Origin of the sequence: Shinella sp. 838 (assembly GCF_029623935.1) — a bacterium.
In the GTDB taxonomy this organism is placed as follows: Bacteria; Pseudomonadota; Alphaproteobacteria; order Rhizobiales; family Rhizobiaceae; genus Shinella.
Window position 1 is genome coordinate 342,151 of record NZ_JARSBQ010000004.1, and the last position, 22,185, is coordinate 364,335.

Consider the following 22,185-nt stretch of genomic DNA (forward strand, 5'->3'; position numbering starts at 1 on the left):
CCTGCCGGCCGGTGTTCTACGCGGCGCCGTAAAGCACCGGCATGAGGCCTGCGGAAGCCTGGAAACGCAGCCAGGATTTGTGTTCCGGTCGGGTCCAGCCGGTTTCGGCGACGGCCGAGAGGCGGGGGAAGACGAGACGGTCGAAGACGGCGCGGTCGAGCATCGGCTCTGACCAGATGCAGGCCTGCACGCCGAGCAGCCTGGCCTTCTGCGCCTCGTTCCAGCCGGAGACGGGATCGAAGGCGTAGGTCATTTCTGGCGTCGAGGCGCCCGCCCAGCTTGCTCCCGGCTCGTCCCAGTCGGCCGAATGCGCCATGTCGAGATAATAGGCCTGGCCTGGGCAGACGACCATCGTGTAGCCCTCGTCGGCAAGTGCCGCCGAGGCCGCGACGTCCCGCCAGCCGCAGAGATAGGTCGTGTTCTTGTCGATGACGTTGCCGTGCGCGGCTTCCTGCCAGCCGCCGGTGGTGCAGCCTTGCGCGGCGAGGAATGCCTGGATGCGCCTGAGGAAGATCGCCTGCAACGCCGCCGCGCCGGACCCTTCGATGGCATCGGCGCCGTGCGTGTTGGTGATCACGTTGAGCCGTTTCGCATGGGCTTCGCTCATGTCCCTTCCGGCGATTTCGGACAGTTTCGCGAGCGCCTCCGGCGAGCCGGACCACGCGCCGATCGGGACTTCGTCTGCACCGATGTGGATGGTTCGGAAGGGGAAAAGCGCGATCAGTTCCGCAAGGATTGTTTCGACGACACGGTAGGTCGTCTCGCGTGCGGGGTTGAGGCAATTGTCGGCAAAGCCCTGGACTGAATGATAGCTGCCCCGCTCGTCGGGATCGCGGAGCTCGGGGATGGCTATTTGCAGGGCGTGGCAATGGCCGGGCATGTCGATTTCCGGCACGATCTCGAGGCCGTAGTCCTGGGCATGTCCGACGATGTCGCGGATGGCAGCCTTGCTGTAGTAGCCGCCGCTGCGTTCCGCGCCGGTACCGAGCAAAGGCGGAATGGCAAGACCTTCGCCGCGCCATGCGCTTGTTGCCGTCAGTGCCGGATAGGCATCGATCTCGACCCGCCAGGCCTCGTCGTCGGAGAGGTGCCAGTGGAAGCGGTTGAGCTTGTTCCAGGCGAGAATGGAAAGCAGCCGCCGGATTTCCGCTGCGCCGTAGAACCGGCGTGCCACGTCGAGATGCAGCCCGCGCCAGCTCATCGCCGGCGCATCGGCGATCTGTCCTTCTGCCGGAAACCCGAAGGCGTGCGGATAATGATGCGCGCCGCGCCAGATCTGGCCGAGCGTGATGAGCCCATAGAGGAATCCGGCCTGCCCGGAGGCGTGGATGGCGACGGAGCCGGGTGTGAAGACCAGTTCATGCGCCTCGGCGGCGAGCGTTTGCCGTATGTGGAAATGCACCGGCAGTCCGCCCTCCTCGGCAGCGCGGACGATGCCTTCGACGGCGAAAAGTGCTTCGGTCAGCCGCCGGAATGCTGCCGCCGCCGCCGTTGCCATGGCATCTTCCGCAAGAAGCGTCAGGCCGGCGGGGGCGGAGCCGAGGCGGGTGAGCGCGACATGGTTCGGCCAGGGGATGACCGAAACCGGTGCCGGTGGTCTGGCGGGCACGGGATAGGGTTCCATGCCCCGTTTCGGCGCAGCGTTGCCGCCCATGCGCCTCGTCGGCGTGGTGGCGACCCTGCGCGTGCTGCCGTCGGGAAAGAGCAGATAGGCGCCGCGTGCACCGTCCGTCCAGTGCTGGAATGGCCAGGACAGGCCATGGATGGTGACGGTCCAGCTTGCGCCGGCGCCAAGCTCCAGCCCCTCCGGCGGCAGCAGCTCCGTGAAGGTGGAAAGCCGCCGGCCGATATGGCCGCCCTCCGCGGTTGCCGTGGCATCGACCTGACAGGGGCCGCTGAAGCACAGGCGGAAATTGCCGATGGCGGTCGCCCCGTCGTTGTGCAACGTGAGCCGGTAGGCCATCGCCTGCTCTCCCGCGGCCGGGATCCAGACGGTTTCGAGCGTAAGGCCGTGGGGGTCATGCGCCGGCATGGCAATCATCCCTGGACCGGCAGCATGCCGGCATAGATACCGGGCGCCGAGTCCGGGATCGGCATGGCATTGACCGTCTTCTCATAGAAGGCCGAAGGTCCGACATCGCCGATGATCGCGTAGCCGTATCCCATCGCCTTCAGGTCGAAGAGGCTGGCAAGCAACAGGGCATGGCCGATGCCGAGCCCGCGCGCGTTCGCTTCCACCCCCGTCGGTCCGAAAAAGCCGCGGGCGATCGCTTCATGACAGGCGAAACCGACGAGCCGGCGCTCGCGGGTTGCGATGAAGACGGTGGGCGGCTGGCGCGTCAGCGCGACCGCGGTCTCGCTGGCCCAGCCATTGCCGAACGTATCCGCCACCCAGTCGGTGACGAGCCTGGCTTCGGGCGCAAGGGCCCTGCGGATCGTCACGCCGGCCTGCGCCATCCGGGCATCGAGCGCCGGGTCGGGATCAAGACGCGAGAGATTGACGAGATAGTCCAAGGCCACGCCTCCGGTTCGGTGATCCCCTTAGAGGATTGGTAGTCAATCGCCGTGATTCAGGCAAACTGCCAGATTTTGTGTGGCCGATGGCGATAGGAATTCCCTATCAAGCCATTCGAACTGGCCCCTTGATCAATCCTGACGAATGGCAAATACCTGATTTATGGATACTCGTTTTATCGGAAAGAAATCCTCCGCGGCCGGTGGCTGGGGGGCGTTGAAAAGCTGTGGCAAGCGACTGCTTGAAAGCGGCACGCCGCTGTCGGGCGCCAGGGCCATGCTGAAGGCGAACCAGCCGGACGGGTTCGATTGCCCGGGCTGCGCCTGGGGGGATCCCGAGCACGGCTCTTCCTTCGAATTCTGCGAGAACGGCGTGAAGGCGGTTGCCTGGGAGGCGACGGAAAAGCGGGCCACGCCCGCCTTCTTCGCCGCCCATACGGTCGCGGACCTGCGCAAGCTGAGCGACTACGAGCTGGAACTCCATGGCCGCCTCACCCATCCGATGCGCTATGACGCGGCGAGCGACCGCTATCTGCCGGTCGCCTGGGACGATGCTTTCACAGAGATCGGCAACATCCTGAAGAGCCTCGACAATCCTGATCGTGCGGAGTTCTACACTTCCGGCCGCGCCAGCAACGAAGCGGCCTATCTCTATCAGCTCTTCGTCCGCCTCTACGGCACGAACAATTTTCCCGATTGCTCGAACATGTGCCACGAGGCGAGCGGCGTCGCGCTGCGCCAGGCGATAGGCGTCGGCAAGGGAACGGTGTTGCTCGAGGATTTCGAGGCGGCGGACGCGATCTTCGTGATCGGCCAGAACCCCGGTACCAATCATCCGCGCATGCTGGGCGACCTGCGCCGGGCGGCCCTGCGCGGTGCGCGCATCGTCGTCTTCAATCCGATCCGCGAGCGGGGCCTGGAGCGTTTCTCCGATCCGCAGGACAAGATCGAGATGCTGCGTGGCGGCTCGACCGACATTGCCAGCCACTATTTCCAGCCGCAGCTCGGCGGTGACATGGCGGCCGTGCGCGGCATGGCAAAGGCGGTGCTTGCAGCGGAGGACGCGGCGATTGCGGCGGGCCTGCCGCCGGTGCTCGACCATGCTTTCCTTGCCGAACATTGCGTGGATTTTTCCGCCTATCGTGCCGCGGTCGAGGCGACCGGCTGGTCCGAGATCGAGGATCAGTCCGGCCTGACACGGGCCGAGATCGAACGTGCGGCGGCGGTTTACATGCAGGCCGAGCGCGTCATCTGCACCTGGGCGATGGGCGTGACGCAGCATGTGCATTCCGTCGCGACGATCCGCGAGATCGCCAACTTCATGTTCCTGCGCGGCAATATCGGCCGGCCGGGAGCAGGTCTCTGCCCGGTGCGCGGTCATTCCAACGTGCAGGGCGACCGCACGGTCGGCATCAACGAGAAGCCGCCGGAAGCTTTCCTCGATGCGCTGGAGCGGGAGTTCGGCTTTTCCCCACCGCGCAAACACGGGCACAATGTGCTGTCGGCAATCGGTGCCATGCTGGATGGCTCGGCGGAGGCCTTCATCGGCCTCGGCGGTAATTTCGCCCGCGCGACGCCGGACAGCACGCTGGTGGAAACGGCGCTGCGCCGGCTCAAGCTGACGGTGAACATCGCCACGAAGCCCAACCACTCGCACCTGATGCCGGGAGAGGTGTCCTTCATCCTGCCCTGCCTTGGCCGCACCGAGATGGACCTTGCGCCCGGCGGCAATTCCCAGCTGATCAGCGTCGAGGATTCGATGAGCATGGTGCATGGCTCGGCCGGTATCAACCGGCCCGCCTCGCCGCATCTGAAATCGGAAGTGGCGATCATCGCCGGCATCGCCGAGGCGACGGTCGGCAGCGGCATCGTGCGCTGGAGTGCGCTTGCGGAAGACTATGACCGCATCCGCGACCATATCGAGGCGACCATTCCGGGTTTTACGGATTACAACACGCGCCTGCGCAAGCCGCGCGGCTTCCTCCTGCGCAATGCGGCGTCGCACCGGGAATGGGATACGCCTGCCGGCAAGGCCTCCTTCTTCTCCGGCCCGCTGCCGGAGGAGACGGTGCACCAACGGGCGCGCAAGGCCGGCGGGCGCTTCGCGCTGCAGACGTTCCGCTCGCACGACCAGTACAATACGACCGTCTACGGCCTCGACGACCGCTACCGCGGCGTCTACGGCGAACGGCAGGTCATCTTCATCCATCCCGAGGACCTGAAGGCCATGGAGGCGGAAGCCGGCGACCGGGTGGACGTCGTCGGCGCTCACAACGACGGGATCGAACGCGTGGCGCGCGATTTCCGCTTCGTGCCCTATGACGTGCCGCGCGGCAGCATCGCGGGCTACTATCCGGAGCTGAATGTGCTGGTGCCGCTCTCCAGCGCCGGGGAGGAAAGCGACACGCCGACCTCCAAGTCGATCATGGTCTCCTTCCGCAGGCGCGAGGCCGCGTGAGCGGCGAGGCGAGGGAGGCCGGGGATTTCCTGGCGCTTGTCGCCCGCGTGCAGGGCGAGGATCCTCGGCTGACGGGCATCCAGGCCGCGCTCGTCGCGGCCGCTCGCATGGGCGTCGCGAGCGACAGCCGCACGTTCGCCAACCGCCTCGGCCTTGCCCACGCCCTCGTGCTGAGGGAATTGAACGCGTTGGCCGAGCGCGGTGTGGTCCGTATCGACGGGCGGGATGCGCGCACGATGCGGACCCGCTATTGCCTCGGACCGGCCGCAGTCGGGCCTATTTGACGGCCGTGGGCTGGAAGCCGGCCGCGAATTTTTCAGCCTTCCTGACGGCCTTTCCTCCGAGCTTTTCGCCGAGCGCCGCCACCATTTCGCCGGCCCGTTCGACGCCGTTGGCCTTTGCCAGCGTGAACCAGTTGAGTGCCTGCCCGGCATCTTTCTTGAGGCCGGTGCCGTCGAGATAGAGCGTGGCAAGCCGGAACTGTGCCTCGTTGTAGCCCTGTCTTGCCGCTTTGCCGACCCATTCGGCGCCGGCGGCGGGATTCTTTTTCAAGGCGCTGCCGTCGAGATAGAGGTCCCCGAGCCGGAGCTCGGCATAGATATGGCCCATTTCCGCGGCGCCTGTCAGCAGGATCTCCGCCTGGGCGACGTCCTTCGGCACGGCCTTGCCGTCGAGGTAATAGGCCGAGAGCTTCTCCATGGCGGGCGCGAATCCCTGTTTTGCCGCCCGCCAGAGCCAGTAGGCCGCCTTCTGCGGATCGGCCGTCACGCCGAGACCGTTCTCGTAGATCAAGGCAAGGTTGAATTCGGCGAAGACGTTCTTCTTTGCCGCCCCCAGCACATACCAGTAGCGGGCTTCCGTCAGGTTCTTCTCGATGCCGCGGCCGTCGCGATAGACGTCGCCCAGCGAACGATAGGCGATCGGAAAGCCGGCACTGGCGCCGGTCCGGTAGATTTCCCGGGCCTCGTCATGTCGGCCGGCGGCATCGATGGCGCGGCCGTAGTTCATGAGGATGCGCAGGCTGTCGGGAAACTGCTTGAGCGCCGTCATGCAGGCCGGCACCGCGGTTTCCGGCTTGATCTGCTTGAAATAGACGCCGACGGCGGGGTCGGCGATCTCCTGCACATGGCCGGCCTCGCGGTCGCAATCGGTGATCTCGGGGTAGAGCGGGTTCTGGGCGAATTCCTCGTAATTCGCCGTGATGCGGCCGGAGATCGCCGGCACGGTCTCGTCGGAGCCCTTCGTCGCATCTTCCAGCCGCAGCCGGGCGAGCTTGGCGAAGACGCCCTCGGGGAATTTTTCGAGATAGCCGCGATACTGGTCGGCGGTGCCGTTCGCCTGGATGCCGTTCCACATCAGAAGGTCCTCGGCCGCATTGATGCTGCGATCGACCGGCAGAGCCGCAACCTCCTGTTCCTTCTCCTCCTTCGGCTTGTTCGCTTCGGTCAGCGTATCGACGCGCATTTCGGCGATGTCGGCAAAGAGGCCCTGGGGGAAAGCGGCGAGGTAGGATTGGTAGCTTTTGGTCGTGTCGCCGTCGGCGGCTGCCTGCCAGGCTTCGGCATCCTTGGTTGCTTCCGCGGAGAACTTCGGCACTTCCGGCAGGGCGTCGGTGAAGAAGAAGTCCTTGGTCAGCGAGGAATTGTCCCACGGTACCTGCTCGCCGCCGGTCTCCTCGACAACCCGCTCGCGCACCCGCTTGAAGACCTGCTCGATGGGCAGGCCCGGCGCGGTGATGAAGTCGGCGAGTGCCCGCGTGAAGGGACTGTTACCCTTCGTGCCGTCCGTCGCGACCTTTCCCGGTGCGGTGGCGAAGGCGATGAAGGTGCCCAGCGGCCCGGTGGCACGCGCAAGGCCGCGTGTTGCGCCGTCATTGGCCGCCGTGCCCGCCGAGCGGTTGGTCTCCAGCGGATTGTTGCGACAGGCATCGACGATGAACACGGCGATGCGTGGGCGGGCGCGCTCGATCTGCTCGGTGATCATCTTCAGGCTGAAGGCTTCGAGCGGCAGGTCGGAAGAGGAGGTGAGCTGGCTGTCCGTCGGGATCAGATAGTTCTCGTCGGCGAACTGGATGCCGTGGCCGGCATAGTAGACGACGAGATTGGTTTCCGGCGTCAGCGCCTCGGTCAGGCTCTTCAGCGCGCGAACCATCTGCTGGCGGTCGCCGTCGATGACCGAGACGATCTTGAAGCCGGCGGCGGAGAGCGCCTTTTCCATCAGCTTGGCGTCGCTCTGCGCATTGGGCAGGCGCGGAAGATCGGTATATTTGCCGTTGCCGATCACCAGCGCGACGCGGTTGTCTGCGGCGGCGAACGCCGCGGTCGCCATCGAGAAAAACAGAACGAGAAGAAGACACAATCTTTGCATGAGCATCGCCACCCCATGAAGATCCTGGCAGGAGGCTAGCATAGTCCTCCGGCCCGATACTGGACAAGACGGGATGCAGCCCGGCGTTATTCTGCGTCCCTGTCCTCAAAACTGCCTTCCAGCATGCGCGCCAGCGTTTCAGCGCCGTTCCGCCAGCCATCTCCGGCCTCGGCGATGCCTGCGCACGTCGTTGCCAAATTAGCTTGCACGTCGGCACGAAGCAGTCTGCCGAGGGCGGCGGAGAGGTGCGCCTCGTCGTCCGCAACGCGATGCAGCAAGGCGGCACCGCGGCTCTCGGCCCAGCGTGCGCGATCGACCTGCCGGTCCATGTCCGGGCTTTCGTCCGGCGCGAAGAGGGTGGGAATGCCACCTGCAATGTTCTCATGGAACGTGTTGTAGCCTGCCCGCACGATCGCGGCGTCCCAGGCGCGGCTTACGGCATAGGCGGGGTGGCGCATGAGCCGGTGGTGGCGTTCGGGATGGCGGGGCGCGGTCTTTCCGGTCAGGGGGGATTGTAGTTCCAGCACATGCAGGTCGGCCCTCGCAAGGAGGTCGTCCAGCAGCCGGGTGTGAAGACGCATGAGATCGGGATTGGCGGAACGGGAGAGGTCGAGAAGGATGACGGTGGCTGTCTGTGGCAGGCCGAGTGTTTGTCGCGCCGCATCACGTGCCAGGCGCTCCGACGGGTCGATCAGCAGCATCGGAGGCACCAGCCGGGTCTTTGCTCGGTCGGCGGCGGTCGGCCCGCCATCGCATTCGCCGGCATAGTCGTCCGGTTCGATGATGATGGGGAAATGCGCGCCGGCACCGATATAGCTCTCATGGTGTGCCGGCCACATCCCACGCCGGATCCAGATGGCCTGCACGCCGGGATGATGGCCGAGGGCCTGGATGACGCCGTCGAAGACGAAATTGACGTCGTAGACGAGGGTGGTGGCGTGATGGGCTTCGAGCAACAGACCGATTTCCGCGGCGAGCCGGTCGTTCCAGGCGGCGGGCTCCTCGCCGGTCAGCCCATGATGCGGCACGAAATGCACGGGAAAGCCGAGATCGCGCACGATGCCTGCGCTGTAGCTCATGGTCAGGAAGGCGGCCGGGCGGTGTTTCAGCCGTCTTGCGACCGCAAGCTGGCGAGTGAGATGGCCCTGGCCGATGCCGTTCGCCGAGACGAACAGGATGCCGTCGGGACGATCAGAGAGAGGGACAGGGCTTGCCGGCTGCGCCGTTGCCGCCCGCTCATCGAGGGTTGGCCGATCCTCCAGCCTTTCGATGAAGAAGACGGCACTGTTGTTGAAGCCGCGCCAGGCCGTTTCCGGGACGTTGATGGCGAGAAGCCGTTCTGCGGGAACGAGGCGGGTCGCGTCGTAATCCGCGGGCAGCGGCAGGACCGCGCCGAGCGTATTGGCGAGATCCTCCGGGGAGAAGATGCGCATGTGATCCGACTGACCGAAGCGTGCTGTGCGCTCGGCCCCGGTGTGCCCCTCCAGCGCCTCGCGGAACCCGCCTTCGAGGAAGGGGATGCTGAAAATATGCAGGCCGCCGGGTTTCACCAAACGGTGGAGGCCGGCGGCGACGGCGCGATAGTCGCAGGCGACGTGTTCGAGCACATGGTTGTGCAGCACGATATCGAAGGAAGCCGGGGCAAGGGTTGGAAGATCGCGGCAGAGATCGAGACGGGTGACGGCGAAAGGGAATTGGCCCGGGTCGATGTCGGCGCTGAGATAGCTGCTGCCGAAGCGGTTTCGAAAGGGGGTGGCGAGGCACTCTTCGGGAGCAAGGTGCAGGATGCGGCGATTTCCCGACAGGAGGCCGCGCAGGCGCAGCACCTCGAAGATCAGCCGGTGACGCTCCAGCGAACCGCAACCCTCGCAGCGCACGTTTCGGCGCAGGAAGGCGCTGTCCTTCTCGGCATAGGTATCCCCGAAGTCCGGACTGCCGCAGATGTTGCAGGTTGGCGAGGCCACCGTCGTCCTCACAGGCTGTCGAGCTTGGTGATGTCCCAGTCGGTCCGGACGATCCGGGCATGGTCCTCCACGTAGCGGGCGATGTCGCGGGCGCCGTTCGTCCAGGCGATAGACCGGCAGCGGCGCACCACGCTCTCTCGTTCCACCGGATCCAGCAGGCGCTCGACATGGGCCGCGGCAAAGCCGAGGTCGTAGTCGCGGCGCATCAGCCAGCCGCGGCCGGTGAGTTCCGCCCAGCGGGCGCGGCTTGCCTGCAGGTCCATCTCGTCGGCTTCGTTGGGCACGAACAGTGTCGGGACGGCGCCGAGCACCTGTTCGTGAAAGGTGTTGTAGCCGGCCGCGGTGATCGCCGCGTCGAAGGCGTTGCTGAAGCGGAAGCTCGGGAAGAGCTCGACCACCCGGTGCCGCTCGCCCAGCCTTTCGAGGTCGGCGGCGTCGGGCGTGATCGGCGAGCGGATCTCGAGCGCGATCGTGTCGGGGCGGCGCAGCACTTCGGCGAGCAGCGCGCTGCGAATATCCCGCATGTCGAAATTGGCGCCCGAGCCGAGCTGGAAGGCGACGACGGTTATGCCTTCGGGCAGGCCCAGCGCGGCCCGCGCGCTTTCGCGTGCCATGCGGTCGGCCGGGTCGAGCTGCAGGACGGGCGGCACGAGGAAGGTTTCCTTGCGGCAGGCCGCGGTTGGGCCGTGATCGAAGGTCTCCGCCAGCTCGCCGGGTTCGATCACCGCATCGAAATGGTCGGTGAAGTCGAGAAACACCCGGTGGGATTCCCGCCAGAGCGGTCGCCGCACCCAGATCTTGAAGAGATCGGGAAACGCGCCGAGCGCCCGGGTGACGCCTTCGAAAACCGCCGTCGCATCATAGGCGAAGACAACGGGGCGCAGATGGGCGATGAGTTCGAACAGCTCCTCGGCAAGGCAGGTGTTCCAGTCCTCGGGTTCGGCATCGAGGATGCGGTGATGCGGCAGGAAATGCGCCTGGTAGCCCTGCTGTACGGCCGCCTTCATGGAGTAGGACATGGTGGCGAAGACCGGTTTCAGACCCGACGGCAGCCGCTGCGCGACGGCGAGCTGCTGGGTGAGGTGTCCGACGCCGATGCCGTTGCTGGAGGCAAAGAGCACATTGCGCTGTGGCAGGGCCGGGAAAAGTTCGCCACCGGGGGGGCTCGCCTCTTCCGGCGTCCCCATGATGCGGTTGAGACGGTCGGCATAGATCGCCGCGTCGTGGTTGTTTTCGACGAAGCGGCGGGCCTGCATACATTGCGACCGGTAGCGCTCCGGGTCGTTCACGAAGCCATCGATGAGGCGCTCGACATCTTGAGGTTCGCCGTAGATCGCTGCCTTTCCGAACAGCAGCGCGAAATGCGGGGGCAGGATGACGACAAGACCAGTCGCGAGCGCTTCGAGGATCGTCCGCCCGAAGGCCTCCGACCAGGCCGGATCATGGAAGTAGACATAGAAATCGAGCGTGCCGAGGAAGGCCGGAACACCGTCCCAGGTGAAGGGCACCAGCTCCCAGTTCGGCGGGATCGCGCCATATTTTTCAGTGAGGAAAGTATCGGCGCCGAGCGCGCGCACGCGAAACCGTGAACCGTCGGCCGGGTAGGCGAGCAGCACGTCCTCGGCGGTCGGCCACTTCAACGGGTCGGGGCGTGAGTGCCGCCCGATGACGACGGGATAGGCGGGCTCTCGGGCCGGTTTTGCCGCCCAGTCGTCAAGGTCGATGAGATTGCCCCAGTCCTCCTCCAGTATAAGCGCATAGGGCGGCAGGCGGCGCGGAAGGCTGTCGCGCACGACGGCGCTGACCGGCGCCAGGAACACATCGCTGCCGAAGGCGTCGCAGGCATGGGCAACGACGCGTTCGAGGTCGTACTGTCGGCGGCCGTCTCCGTCATACATCGGGTGGTGCAGGATGATCAGCAGTTTGTCCGTGGTGATCGACAGCGGGCGCGTCGGGCGGTTCTCGACGATCGTCGGGTGATGGATCAGCACGAGGCGGGCGTGGAGGCGCATGTCGGGGTCGATGCGCTCGGTCAATCCTTCATCGATCAGGCGCCGCAGGTCCGGGTGCATGGGGAAGGGCAGACCGAGCAGCGGTCCTTTGACGGCGAGCAACCCTGTGCGCAGGCCTGCGCGTGCGGCGGTACGGATTTCCACGGCGAGTGCCGTCGACGTCCCTCCCTCGAAGCGAACATCCGCGACGAAGAGGACGTCGAGCGCCGTGCTCATCGATTGGTCCGCGCCGTCATTGCAGGGGCTGCGGCAAGGAAGGCGTCGATGTTCTGGCCGTAGCTGATGACATGCACCGGCTGCCATTTCGACATGAGGAGACGCCAGCGTTTGGCCAGATAGGCGTTCCAGGAGATTTCGGCGGCGTGCAGCTTCTGTTCGAGGACGGAGGGCAGGTATTCGAAGATGGCGTTCCTGTCGCGGAACCGCATGAAGTCGAGGCTGTCGGTGAGATAGACGATCTTGTGCTTCGTGCCGAAGCGACGGGCCGTCACGTCGATGATCTCGTCGATCTGCTCCGCCTCGACGCCGATGAGCGTAACGATGATCGTGCTGAGCGCCGGTTGCGAGGCGTAGATGGCGAGGGTTTGCGCCGGCATTTCGTCCGGTGTGGCAGGCTTAGGGCCGCGTTGCGGCAACCAGCCGAAGATCCCCATTTCGCCTCCCCCTCGATCCCGCCGGGGCGGGCCTGAAAGCGCCTCTGGATGAAGGCTATTGCCGGGACCCGGCGCTGTCAACGAAGGGCGAATGGAAAAAGCGGGGTGAGGGATCAGGAGGCGAGCGGCCAAGCGGCAATGGCAGCGGGGCGCCATAGCGACGGCCGGCCGGCGGCGAGACGCACGACGACCGATTGCGTTCCGGTGGTCGCAGGAACGGGGAAAAACAACCGGCCGAAGGCGGCATTGCTGCTCTCGCCGGCGGGGGAAGGGGCGGGCTCGAACGACCAGACGAGGCCGACCGGTGCCAGGATCTCAGCCGTCACTGTCACGCCGTCGAGGGTGAGCCGGGCGCAGGCGCCATCGAGATCGACGGTGGCTTCGCTGTAGAATTGCCAGAGGCCGGTCGGGGTGGCGGCGCCCTCCTGCTCCAGCTCATCGACGATGAAGGCGGTGTCGGTGCCGTCAAGGGCGACGCCTCGGCGCCAATCGACCGGCCAGCCGTCATCGCCCATGGCATAGGCGGCAAAGCGGCGGCCGTCCCGCTGTCCCACACCGAGGAGCCTTGCAAAGGCCGTGGTCGATTGCGGTGCGCCGTCGATCAGCACGGTGCTGTGAGCCGCGGTCTGCGTGCGAAAATAGTCGAACCGACGCGCGGGCTCGAAATAGCCGGGAAGGGCATAGTTTTCCCGGCCGAGTTCGCTGGCGAAACGCCGGCCGGCCATCTCCAGCACGAAGGTGCCGAGGTCGAGATGGGCGTGGTTGACGTCGTTGCGCCCGCCTTTCAGGGCGAGCCAGGTCGTGCCGGTCCGCAGAACCGCAACACCTGCCGGCTCGTAGGCGGTCGGTGCGTCATCGGCCGGCTGGGGCCCGGCCTCCGGTGCGCACCACAGGAGGTCGAAAGGGTGCGGATCGCCGGGAGCGGTGTGTTGCCAGGCCGTTGCGGCCGGTTCGCTCGCGCGGCCGGCGAGCCAGCCGAGCACGGGCGCGCGGCGCGGCTGCTCCGTCGCGTCGCCGAAATTGAACACCCGGCCGCTGGGGCCGGTGAGGTCGCGGCCATATCGCCAGGTGCGCGTGATTGCGTCCGGCATATCCGTCGCAAGGCCGAGATCGTCGAGAAGGGCGTGGGCGAGCACGGCGTAGCGCGTGGCATATTCCCAGTAGTCCGGCCCCTCTTCATAGCTGCCATCGGCGCCGAAGGCGGACAGTCCATGTCGCAGGGCAGGCCGGAAACACGCCAGCACGTCCCCGGAGAGGGTGGCGTCCGTGTCGGCCATGGCGGCGGCACCGGCGATCATGCCGGTGCAGCAGACGATATTCCAGTTGTTGCTGACCGTCATCCAGGACGCCCCGGCTGCCGCGGCGGCAAGGCCTGGGGCAAGCCCCTTGGTGGCGATGGCCGTGGCGATCGTGTCATGGTCGGCACGGGTCAACAGCGGCCTCGTCCAGCAAAGGCCGAGCGCCATGCCGGTCGTCATCTCCGCGGTGTCGAGGAAATGGGTCGGGTTCCAGTCGGTGAATACGGCAGCGTTCAGCAGTTCGCGGATCGCCCGCCGGCGAAAGGCGCTGCCGCCGACAAGGCAATCGGCAACGGCCAGCGTTGCGATGCGGTCGAAAAGCTTGCGGCTCGTCGGTAGAATGACGTCGCGTCCATCCTCCCGTTCCAGTTCAAGCAGGGGGGCGGTGTGGATATCGCCCGCGGTCTGCAGGACCCAGTCGGAATAGCGCATGCCAGCAGCGGACGACCGGGCCGAAGACCGGATCTGCCCCGCATCCAGAGAAAGGATCAATAATTCCTGGCCCCGCGCGTGGCGCTTGACGTATCGATATGTGCCTTCTTGGCGACCTTGCAGGGCACCTGCTTGCCCTTGACGGTACAGACTGTCGGTTTACCTGCGCTCGTCTCGCAGCCGCTCAGTAAAACGGATGCCGACAGAAGTGCTGCCAGCGAAGTCCACCTTGCTATTACGAATCTGGTCATGGTCCTGTCCACCCGAAATTAGCAAGTCTTCATGGAAAGCGACAAGACGGGTAAAGTCAATATCCCCGCTGCCCAAAACAGGGTGTTTCCTGCGACTGGGCGACAGGGGTGGCCGGAATTCGATCCCGGCCACCCAGGCTACAGTGACCTGCAAAGGATGAACCCGGCACTGCCGCGCTGCGGAAGGTGCAGTCAGGTGCGCCGGCCGGCTGCGGCCGAGCGCAGGTTGTCGAGCAAAACGGCGAGCAGGAGGATCAGGCCACGCACGACATACTGGTAGAACGCCTGGATGTTGAGGAGGTTCATGACGTTTTCCGCAATGCCCATGATCAGCACGCCGACGATGACGCCCGTCATGGCCGCCCGGCCGCCGGCAAGCGACACCCCGCCGAGCACGCAGGCCGAGATGACCGAGAGTTCTAGGCCTGTCGCGGCATTCGGCTGGCCGGAGGTGATGCGCGAGGCCAGCAGCACGCCGGCAACCGCGCAGACGAGGCCCTGCAGTGCGAAGATCCAGATGCGCATGTTCGAGACGTTGACGCCGGCAAGGCGCGAGGCCTCGGGATTGCCGCCGATCGCCAGCGTGTTCTTGCCGAAGACCGTGCGGTTCAGCACGAAGCCGAAGACGATGAAGAAGGCGGCCATGACCCAGATCGGCGTTGGGATGCCGAGGAATTTCGACAGGGCGAGCTGGTAGAAGCCCGGATCGTTGATGCCGACGGCGCGGCCGTCCGAGGCGATCAGCGCGAAGCCGCGCACGATCTGCATGGTGGCGAGCGTCGTGATCAGCGCGTTGATGCGGAAGCGGGCGATCACCACGCCGTTGACGAGGCCAACCGCGCCGCCGCAGATCAGTGCGGCGATAAGGCCGACGAGGATCGACCCCGAGGCATTGGACGCCATGACGGCGACCATGCCGGAAAAGGCGACGGTGGAGCCGACCGACAGGTCGAAGTCACGCGAGGCGAGGCAGAACATCATCGTGCAGGCGACGATGCCGATGGTGACCACCGATTGCAAGAGGCCGAGCATGTTGCGCTCGGTCAGGAAGTTGGGCACCGTCAGGGCCACGATGGCGAAGGCGACGGCGAAGATGACGACCAGACCCTGTTCGCCGAGGAGGAGTTTTTTCAAGGACGTCATCGGGACTTGACCTGCTGGTTGGGAACATCGGGAAGGGCGGCGGCGAGGATGCGGCGTTCGTCGAAATCGGCCCGCTCGATGTCCGCGGCGACACGGCCTTCGCACATGACCATGATGCGGTCGGTGATGCCCATCACCTCGGGCAGTTCGCTGGAGATGACGATGATCGCCATGCCCTGGCCGGCGAGCTCGTAGAGGATCTCGTAGATCTCGGATTTGGCGCCGACGTCGATGCCGCGTGTCGGTTCGTCGATGATGAGGACCTTGACGCCTTGCTCCGACAGCCAGCGGCCGAGAATGACCTTCTGCTGGTTGCCGCCCGAGAGGTTGACGATCTCTTGTTTGCGGGAGGGGGTGCGCACGCGCAGCTTGGCGATGAAGCGGTCGGCAAGCTCGGCCTCCTTCTTCGGCTGGAGGATGCCGAAGGGGGAAAAGTGCCGGCGCGAGGAGATCGCCATGTTCTCCTCGATGTTGCGGCCCTGCACGATGCCGTCGAACTTGCGGTCTTCCGGGCAGAGCACGATGCCGGAGCGGATCGATTGCGGTGGACTGTCCGGTGCAACGGCCCTGCCGTCGACGGCCACCGTGCCTCGCGAACGGCTGTCGGCGCCGTAGACGAGACGTGCCATTTCGCTGCGGCCGGCGCCGATGAGACCGAAGAAGCCGAGGATTTCACCCTGGCGCACGGAGAAATTGATCGGCGTACGCAGCTTGCGCCCGGCGAGGTCCTTAACCTCCAGCCGCACGGCGCCGCGCTCGCGGGGGCGAAAACCCCAGATGTTGGCGATCTCGCGGCCGACCATCTCGGAAATGATCTGGTCGCGCGTCACGGCGGCGATATCGGGGTGATGGGCCGCCAGCTTACCGTCGCGCAAGACCGTGAGGCTGTCGCACAGGCGAAAAATCTCGTCGAGGCGATGCGAGACGTAGAGGATGACCTTGCCCTGCGCGCGCAGGCGGTCGATGAGGGAGAAGAGGATTTCGCTTTCGCGCGAGGAGAGGGAGGAGGTCGGTTCGTCGAGCGCGATGACGCGCGCGTCGGCCATCACGGCCTTGGCGATCTCGACCATCTGGCGTTCGCCGATCGACAGCGACGCGACCTTGGCGGCGGGATCGATGTCGATGCCGATATCCTTGAGCTTCGCCTTCACCACGCCGAGGAGGCGCGTGCGGTCGATGACGCCGGCCTTGCCGGGAAAGCGCCCGAGCCAGAGGTTCTCGGCGACCGTCAGCTCGGGCACGAGCTGCAGTTCCTGGTGAATGACGATGACGCCGGCTTCGAAGGCGTCGCGCACCGAGCGGTAGTGCTGCGCCTTGCCGTCGATCAGGATCTCTCCGGTATCGGCGGACTGATCACCCGAGAGAACGCGGATAAGCGTCGATTTTCCCGCGCCATTTTCGCCCATCAGGCCGTGCACGGCGCCCTTCTTCACGGAGAAGGAGACGCCGGCGAGCGCCTGCACGCCGGGATATCCCTTGGATATCGCGTTGAATTGAAGGAAGTCCTGCATCTCTCCACCCCCGAAAAGAAGCCCGGCAGCCCAAAAGCCTTCAACTGCGCCGCCGGGGTGATGTCATCTTGGGAGGATGATTATTCGATGCCAAGGTCCTTGCGGACGGTCTCATAGTTGTCGCGCAGAGCGACCTGGCCGGCCGTCAGGGTCAGCTTTTCCGGTTCCTTGCCGTTGGCGACCCACTCGAACATGTTGAGCGCGGTCTCGTAGCCGTGACGCTTCGGCGAGATGATCACGGTGCCGAAGAAGCCGGTTGCCGTGGGCTTCTTGAACTCGTTGATCGCCGAATCCGCACCGCCGATGCCGACGCCGATCATGCTGTCGGCGGCAATGCCGACGCTTTCGGTGGCGCGCACCGCGCCAAGCACGGCTTCGTCATTGAGGCCGACGGCGACCCAGTGCTTGATGCCGGCATTCTTGTTGAGCACGACGGTCGAAGCGTTGAGCGCCGCTTCCGTGTCGGTCTTGGCCTGCGGGGCGTCGAAGATGTTGGCTTCCGGGAAGCCGGCGGCCTTCAGCACGGAGAGCGCGCCTTCGACCCGGTCGACAGCGGTCGGCAGCTGGTCGTAGGAGACGCGGATCGCGCCGACGTCCTTCATGTCCCAGCCGCGCTTCTTGATTTCCGCGACAATGGTCTCGCCGACGGCCTCACCGATCTTGGTGGCCGAGATGCCCATATGCGGCACGTCTTCGATCGGGCTGCCATCGGCATTGACCAGGCGGTCGTCGACGGTCATCAGCTTGAGATCGTTGGCGGCGGCCTTGGCGACGATGCCGGGCCCAAGCTTCACGTCCGGCGTGCAGATGATGAAGCCCTGGGCGCCCTGGGCGCCGAGATTGTCGATGGCCGACTGAACCTTCTCGCCGTCCTCGGCGCCGATCTTGACGAGGGTGAAGCCCTTCTCCTTGGCGGCGACGTCTGCGAACTTCCATTCGTCCTGGAACCACGGCTCTTCCGGCTGCTTCACGATGAAGCCGATCTTCACATCGGCAGCGAAGGCGGAGGTTGCGGCGAATACGGCGACGGTGCCAGCCAGGATGGCTGCTTTGATAAGGCCCATTGTCTCTCTCCCAAGTTAACTGCGCCTGCAGTGTGCCTTGGTGTAGTGTCTTTCATCATATTCGTCAATTGCGTTTGTATGATGAATTAAATAACAGTGTATGATAGTAACGTCGCGATGACGCGAAGCGGGCCGTCGCCATCGGGCGCGAAACGGGATATGCATCGCGGACGGAAATGGGGTGGAGAATGATCGTGCAGGAACAGGACGGGCGCTCGGGCGTGGCCGATGGCGAGGGCGGCGTACGGCGTCCCCGGGTGCAGAAGAACATCACGCGGGCGATTGCCTCGGATATCTGCGCCGACATCTTCCCGGTCGGCGGGTTCCTGCCGACGGAGAACGAGCTGTGCCTGCGCTACGGCGTCAGCCGCACCGTCATCCGCGAGTCGCTGAAGATCCTCGAATCGAAGGGCCTGGTGCGCGGCCGCTCCCGGGTCGGCACGATCGTCTGCCCCAAGGAGGAGTGGAACATCCTCGACCAGCAGGTGCTGGAATGGATCGGCCCGCGCATCTTCGAATTCGACCTTCTCACCTGCGTGCTCGACGCGCGCCGTGCCATCGAGCCCTTTGCCGCCGAACTCGCCGCCGAGCGCGCGACGGTGCAGGATGTCGCGGAAATCGAGCGCGCCTGGGAACGCATGCGCGAGGCGGAGAGCGATCTCGATGCCTTCTCGCAGGCGGACTTCGCTTTCCATGCGGCGCTGCTCAAGGCCAGCCACAACCAGGTTTTCATGCAGCTCGCCAGCATCATCCAGGCCGCGCTCGAATTCTCGCTGCATGCCTCCGCCGAAGCGGCGGATGCCCGGGACGAAGCGCTGGAGGTCCACAAGCGCCTCGTGGATGCGCTGCGCATGCGCGACAAGGCGACGGCGCGTGAATGTTCGCACCGCCTGCTTGATCTGGCCGCGCGCGATCTGGCGATTGCCGTCAAGAATCATCCGACGCCTGCGGGCGCCTGATCCAATCCCCTTTCTGTTTCCAGACGAGTGTCCCCATGAAGATCACCAAGCTCACGACCTATATCGTTCCGCCTCGCTGGCTCTTCCTCAAGGTGGAGACGGACGAGGGCATCGTCGGCTGGGGCGAGCCGGTGGTGGAAGGTCGCGCGCTGACGGTGGAGGCGGCGGTGCACGAGCTCTCCGACTACCTCGTCGGCAAGGATCCGCTGCTCATCGAAGACCATTGGCAGGTCATGTATCGCGGCGGCTTCTACCGCGGCGGGTCGGTGCACATGTCGGCCATTGCCGGCATCGACCAGGCGCTCTGGGACATCAAGGGCAAAGCTTATGGCCAGCCCATTCACGCTCTGCTCGGCGGCCAGGTGCGCGACAAGATCAAGGTCTACAGCTGGATCGGCGGCGACCGCCCCGCCGATGTCGCCAACAATGCCCGCGAGGTCGTCGCCCGCGGCTTCAAGGCGATCAAGCTCAACGGCTGCGAGGAAATGCAGATCGTCGACAGCTGGGACAAGGTGGAAAAGGCGGTGGAGACCGTCGCCATCATCCGCGAGGCGATCGGTCCGCATGTCGGCATCGGCGTCGATTTCCATGGCCGCGTGCACCGGCCCATGGCCAAGGTGCTCGCAAAGGAGCTCCAGCCTTATAATCTGATGTTCATCGAGGAACCTGTGCTTTCGGAAAACCGCGAGGCCTTGAAGGAGATCGCCAACCATTGCTCGACGCCGATCGCGCTGGGCGAACGGCTCTATTCGCGCTGGGATTTCAAGTCGGTCCTGTCGGACGGCTATGTCGATATCCTCCAGCCGGATCTTTCCCATGCCGGCGGCATCACGGAATGCCGCAAGATCGCCGCGATGGCGGAGGCCTATGACGTGGCGCTGGCGCCGCATTGCCCGCTGGGCCCGATCGCGCTCGCCGCCTGCCTGCAGGTGGATGCGGTCTCCTACAATGCCTTCATCCAGGAACAGAGCCTCGGCATCCACTACAACAAGGCCAACGACATCCTCGACTACATCTCCAACAAGGAGGTGTTCCACTATGCCGATGGTTTCGTTTCGATCCCGCAGGGACCCGGGCTCGGCGTCGAGGTGGACGAGGCCTATGTCATCGAACGGGTAAAGGAGGGCCATCGCTGGCGCAACCCCGTGTGGCGGCACGAAGACGGTAGCGTCGCCGAGTGGTAGGGGGAGCGGAGATGGCAGGACGTCTTGACGGAAAACGGATCGTCGTCACCGGTGCGGCGCAGGGTATCGGACTTGCCATCGCCGAATGCTTCCTTGCCGAGGGGGCAAGTCTCTTCCTCATCGATCGTGACGGCGATCTGCTGGCCGCGGAAGCAGGCCGGCTTCGTGCCGCTGGCGGCAAGGTTGGCCATGCGGCGGCTGACATCACCGATGCCGATGCCATCGCGCGGGCGGTGGCTGCCGCGACAGCCGAGATTGGCCGGCCGAATGCGCTGGTCAACAATGCCGGGGTCAATGTCTTCTTCGAGCCGCTGAAGCTCTCGGATGCCGACTGGCAGCGCTGCTTCGACATCAACCTCAAGGGCGCCTGGAATTGCAGCAAGGCCGTTCTGCCGGGCATGATCGAAGAGGGGGGCGGGGTCATTCTCAACATCGCCTCGACCCACGCCTTCACCATCATCCCGCACACTTTTCCCTATCCGGTGGCCAAGCACGCGCTGCTCGGCATGACCAAGGCGCTCGGCCTCGAATATGCGGGGCAGGGCGTTCGTGTGAACGCGCTGGCGCCCGGCTATGTGCGCACGCAGAAGGCCGTGGAATACTGGAACAGCTTTCCAGATCCCGTCGCGGCAGAGGCTGAAACGATGAAGCTTCATCCCGGCGGGCGTATCGCCTCGCCGGAGGAGATCGCCAAAGCCGCGCTCTTCATGGTTTCGGACGAATGCCCCTTCATGAACGCCACCTGCCTGACGGTGGATGGCGGGATGAGCGTGCTGCATCACCCCTGAGCGGATGGGATTTTCGACAGCGGAAAAAAAGAGGCCCCGCACGAAGCGGGGCAGCGAGCGCCACGGTTGGCTCCCAATGACGCGGGGAAGCTCGCGGGTTGCGCGAGTGATATCTGAGTAGGGTTTTGCTGGGACGCAGGGAAGGTCTGATTCGGCGATTCCGGTACGCTCGTGCAAATAAACTGCAGATGCAGCGGTTTTGGCCGGGTTGCGGACGGGAAATGCCTGCGAAACAGGCAGCCGTCAGGACGCCGTTTTCAGGATCGCGGAGAAGCGGGGATCGAAAGCCCGGCGGATCGGCTCGGCCGCGGCACCCAGCGCGACCGCCCACGGGCCGATCATGCCGAGCTGCAGGCGCGGCAGCGTGCGGTCAGGTCGGTCGGCGTTGGAGGAGATGAGCGGGAACATGGCATCGAACAGCCGCTTTGCCAGCGGCTCCGGTGCGCTGCCCGAGAGAATGACGGTCTGGGGATCGAAGATGGTCTCGACCGTGTGCACGGCCTGGCGCATGTCGGCCGCCGCGCCGGCCAGCCAGTCGAGAATGCGCGGATCGTCCGCAAGCGTCCGCCGCTCGACCTCGGCATAGGCCTCCGTGGTCGCCGAATCGAGGCCGAGATGCTGGAACAGCGAAGCGAGCGACGAGCGGTGTTCGAGCGGTGACTGGCTGCCGCCGCGCGAGAACAGCACCATGCCGATCTCGCCGGCATTGCGGTTGCTGCCCGTATAGAGCTCCCCGCCGAGGATCAGCCCCGCCCCGATACCGTAGCCGAAATAGATGCAGACGGCATGGTCGAGGCCGTCCGCCGAGCCGTTCATCCGCTCGGCTGTCGCGCAGGCGGTGGCGTCGTTCTGCAGGCTTGTGGCCAGTCCCGTGCCGGCGGCCAGCGTTTCGACGAGCGGGAAGCTCTGCCACGGCGCCATCATCCAGGCATTGTCCTCGGACGGCGGAAGGCCGAAAGGCCCGGGCATTGCAAGGCCGAGCCCGGCAAGCCGGTGTGTCGATTCGGGGATGCGCTGTGCCAGGTCGCTGCGCATGGTCTCGATGAGGCGAAGGATCAGCTTGCAGCCCTCCACCGGGCCGCCCGGCGGAAGGTTGGCGACGGCGCGGGCGACTTCCCGCCCCATCAGGTCGACGGCGACGAGGCGCGTGAGGTGCCGGTCGATCTGCACGCCGAGGGCAAAGGCGCCTTCCGGAACAAGGCGATAGGGCGTTGAGGGCTGGCCGCGCCCGCCGCGCACCACCTCCTCCGACGCGACGAGCCCGTCCACCTCGAGGCTTTCGACGAGATTGGAGATGGTCTGCTTGGTCAGTCGCGTGGCGCGGGAAAGATCGGCGCGCGACAGGGGGCCGTTCAGCCGGATGGCCTCGATGATGACGCGCCTGTTATGGGCGCTGGTGCCTTCCTGGTTGGTTCCGCTCTTGGCGCGGATCGTCCGCAGTTCGTTCATCGATACCCCCCTCTTGACACCATTTGAATAATACAGAACACTTAAGTCAAGATATTTGACTTAATAAGGAGCCGAAGAGCTCCGGGGAACGGCGGCGGGTCTCCCGCCTTGATCCGACAAGGAGCTGTCAATGGTCCT

16 protein-coding genes are annotated in these 22,185 nt (G+C 65.4%); 5 read left to right on the top strand and 11 right to left on the bottom strand.

Annotation, left to right across the window (positions count from 1 at the left end):
• Nucleotides 1-16 precede the first annotated feature (16 nt).
• Both P9A16_RS16160 and P9A16_RS16165 read right to left on the bottom strand, forming a co-directional pair.
• Nucleotides 17-2,032, bottom strand: a complete 2,016-nt coding sequence (locus tag P9A16_RS16160; RefSeq protein WP_023512110.1) for a beta-N-acetylhexosaminidase — start codon at nucleotides 2,030-2,032, stop codon at nucleotides 17-19.
• A gap of 5 nt (nucleotides 2,033-2,037) precedes the next feature.
• Nucleotides 2,038-2,514, bottom strand: coding sequence for a GNAT family N-acetyltransferase (locus P9A16_RS16165; RefSeq protein ID WP_023512111.1), 477 nt, complete (start codon nucleotides 2,512-2,514; stop codon nucleotides 2,038-2,040).
• Between the two features lie 163 nt (nucleotides 2,515-2,677).
• Between P9A16_RS16165 and P9A16_RS16170 the strand changes: the two genes are divergently transcribed.
• Nucleotides 2,678-4,972, top strand: a complete 2,295-nt coding sequence (locus P9A16_RS16170; protein ID WP_023512112.1) for an FdhF/YdeP family oxidoreductase — start codon at nucleotides 2,678-2,680, stop codon at nucleotides 4,970-4,972.
• Nucleotides 4,969-5,256, top strand: a complete 288-nt coding sequence (locus P9A16_RS16175; RefSeq protein WP_023512113.1) for a hypothetical protein — start codon at nucleotides 4,969-4,971, stop codon at nucleotides 5,254-5,256. The genes P9A16_RS16170 and P9A16_RS16175 overlap by 4 nt, the downstream gene beginning before the upstream one ends.
• Here the strand turns inward: P9A16_RS16175 and P9A16_RS16180 are convergent.
• From P9A16_RS16180 to P9A16_RS16215, 8 genes are all read right to left on the bottom strand, one after another.
• Nucleotides 5,249-7,339, bottom strand: a complete 2,091-nt coding sequence (locus tag P9A16_RS16180) for a caspase family protein (protein ID WP_197032960.1) — start codon at nucleotides 7,337-7,339, stop codon at nucleotides 5,249-5,251. The genes P9A16_RS16175 and P9A16_RS16180 overlap by 8 nt on opposite strands.
• 86 nt (nucleotides 7,340-7,425) lie before the next feature.
• A complete protein-coding gene (locus tag P9A16_RS16185) occupies nucleotides 7,426-9,303 on the bottom strand; it encodes a methyltransferase domain-containing protein (RefSeq protein ID WP_024271372.1) in 1,878 nt (625 codons plus the stop codon).
• 8 nt (nucleotides 9,304-9,311) lie between these two features.
• A complete protein-coding gene (locus P9A16_RS16190) occupies nucleotides 9,312-11,531 on the bottom strand; it encodes a glycosyltransferase (RefSeq protein ID WP_023514740.1) in 2,220 nt (739 codons plus the stop codon).
• Nucleotides 11,528-11,911 carry a hypothetical protein gene (locus tag P9A16_RS16195; protein WP_156032092.1) on the bottom strand — a complete coding sequence of 128 codons (384 nt, stop codon included), beginning with the start codon at nucleotides 11,909-11,911 and terminating at the stop codon, nucleotides 11,528-11,530. Before P9A16_RS16195 ends, P9A16_RS16190 begins: the two co-directional genes overlap by 4 nt.
• A gap of 170 nt (nucleotides 11,912-12,081) precedes the next feature.
• Nucleotides 12,082-13,698 carry a heparinase II/III domain-containing protein gene (locus P9A16_RS16200; protein WP_023514738.1) on the bottom strand — a complete coding sequence of 539 codons (1,617 nt, stop codon included), beginning with the start codon at nucleotides 13,696-13,698 and terminating at the stop codon, nucleotides 12,082-12,084.
• Between the two features lie 443 nt (nucleotides 13,699-14,141).
• Nucleotides 14,142-15,092: an L-arabinose ABC transporter permease AraH gene (gene araH, locus P9A16_RS16205; protein WP_023514737.1), complete on the bottom strand. Its 951-nt coding sequence runs from the start codon at nucleotides 15,090-15,092 to the stop codon at nucleotides 14,142-14,144.
• A complete protein-coding gene (araG, locus tag P9A16_RS16210; RefSeq protein ID WP_023514736.1) occupies nucleotides 15,089-16,603 on the bottom strand; it encodes an L-arabinose ABC transporter ATP-binding protein AraG in 1,515 nt (504 codons plus the stop codon). The genes araH and araG overlap by 4 nt, the downstream gene beginning before the upstream one ends.
• 80 nt (nucleotides 16,604-16,683) lie before the next feature.
• The gene (locus tag P9A16_RS16215; protein ID WP_024271371.1) at nucleotides 16,684-17,667 is read right to left on the bottom strand and encodes an arabinose ABC transporter substrate-binding protein; all 984 of its coding nucleotides are present in this window, start codon (nucleotides 17,665-17,667) and stop codon (nucleotides 16,684-16,686) included.
• Between the two features lie 188 nt (nucleotides 17,668-17,855).
• Between P9A16_RS16215 and P9A16_RS16220 the strand changes: the two genes are divergently transcribed.
• The 3 genes from P9A16_RS16220 to P9A16_RS16230 are packed head-to-tail and all read left to right on the top strand — an operon-like array spanning nucleotide 17,856 to nucleotide 20,598.
• Nucleotides 17,856-18,626, top strand: coding sequence for a FadR/GntR family transcriptional regulator (locus P9A16_RS16220; protein ID WP_050744842.1), 771 nt, complete (start codon nucleotides 17,856-17,858; stop codon nucleotides 18,624-18,626).
• Between the two features lie 35 nt (nucleotides 18,627-18,661).
• Nucleotides 18,662-19,810, top strand: a complete 1,149-nt coding sequence (dgoD, locus tag P9A16_RS16225) for a galactonate dehydratase (RefSeq protein ID WP_278025758.1) — start codon at nucleotides 18,662-18,664, stop codon at nucleotides 19,808-19,810.
• Nucleotides 19,811-19,821: 11 nt separating this feature from the next.
• The gene (locus P9A16_RS16230; protein WP_023516309.1) at nucleotides 19,822-20,598 is read left to right on the top strand and encodes an SDR family oxidoreductase; all 777 of its coding nucleotides are present in this window, start codon (nucleotides 19,822-19,824) and stop codon (nucleotides 20,596-20,598) included.
• 243 nt (nucleotides 20,599-20,841) lie between these two features.
• Here P9A16_RS16230 and P9A16_RS16235 read toward each other — a convergent pair whose 3' ends face one another.
• Nucleotides 20,842-22,047, bottom strand: a complete 1,206-nt coding sequence (locus tag P9A16_RS16235) for an ROK family transcriptional regulator (RefSeq protein WP_023516310.1) — start codon at nucleotides 22,045-22,047, stop codon at nucleotides 20,842-20,844.
• Nucleotides 22,048-22,185 lie beyond the last annotated feature (138 nt).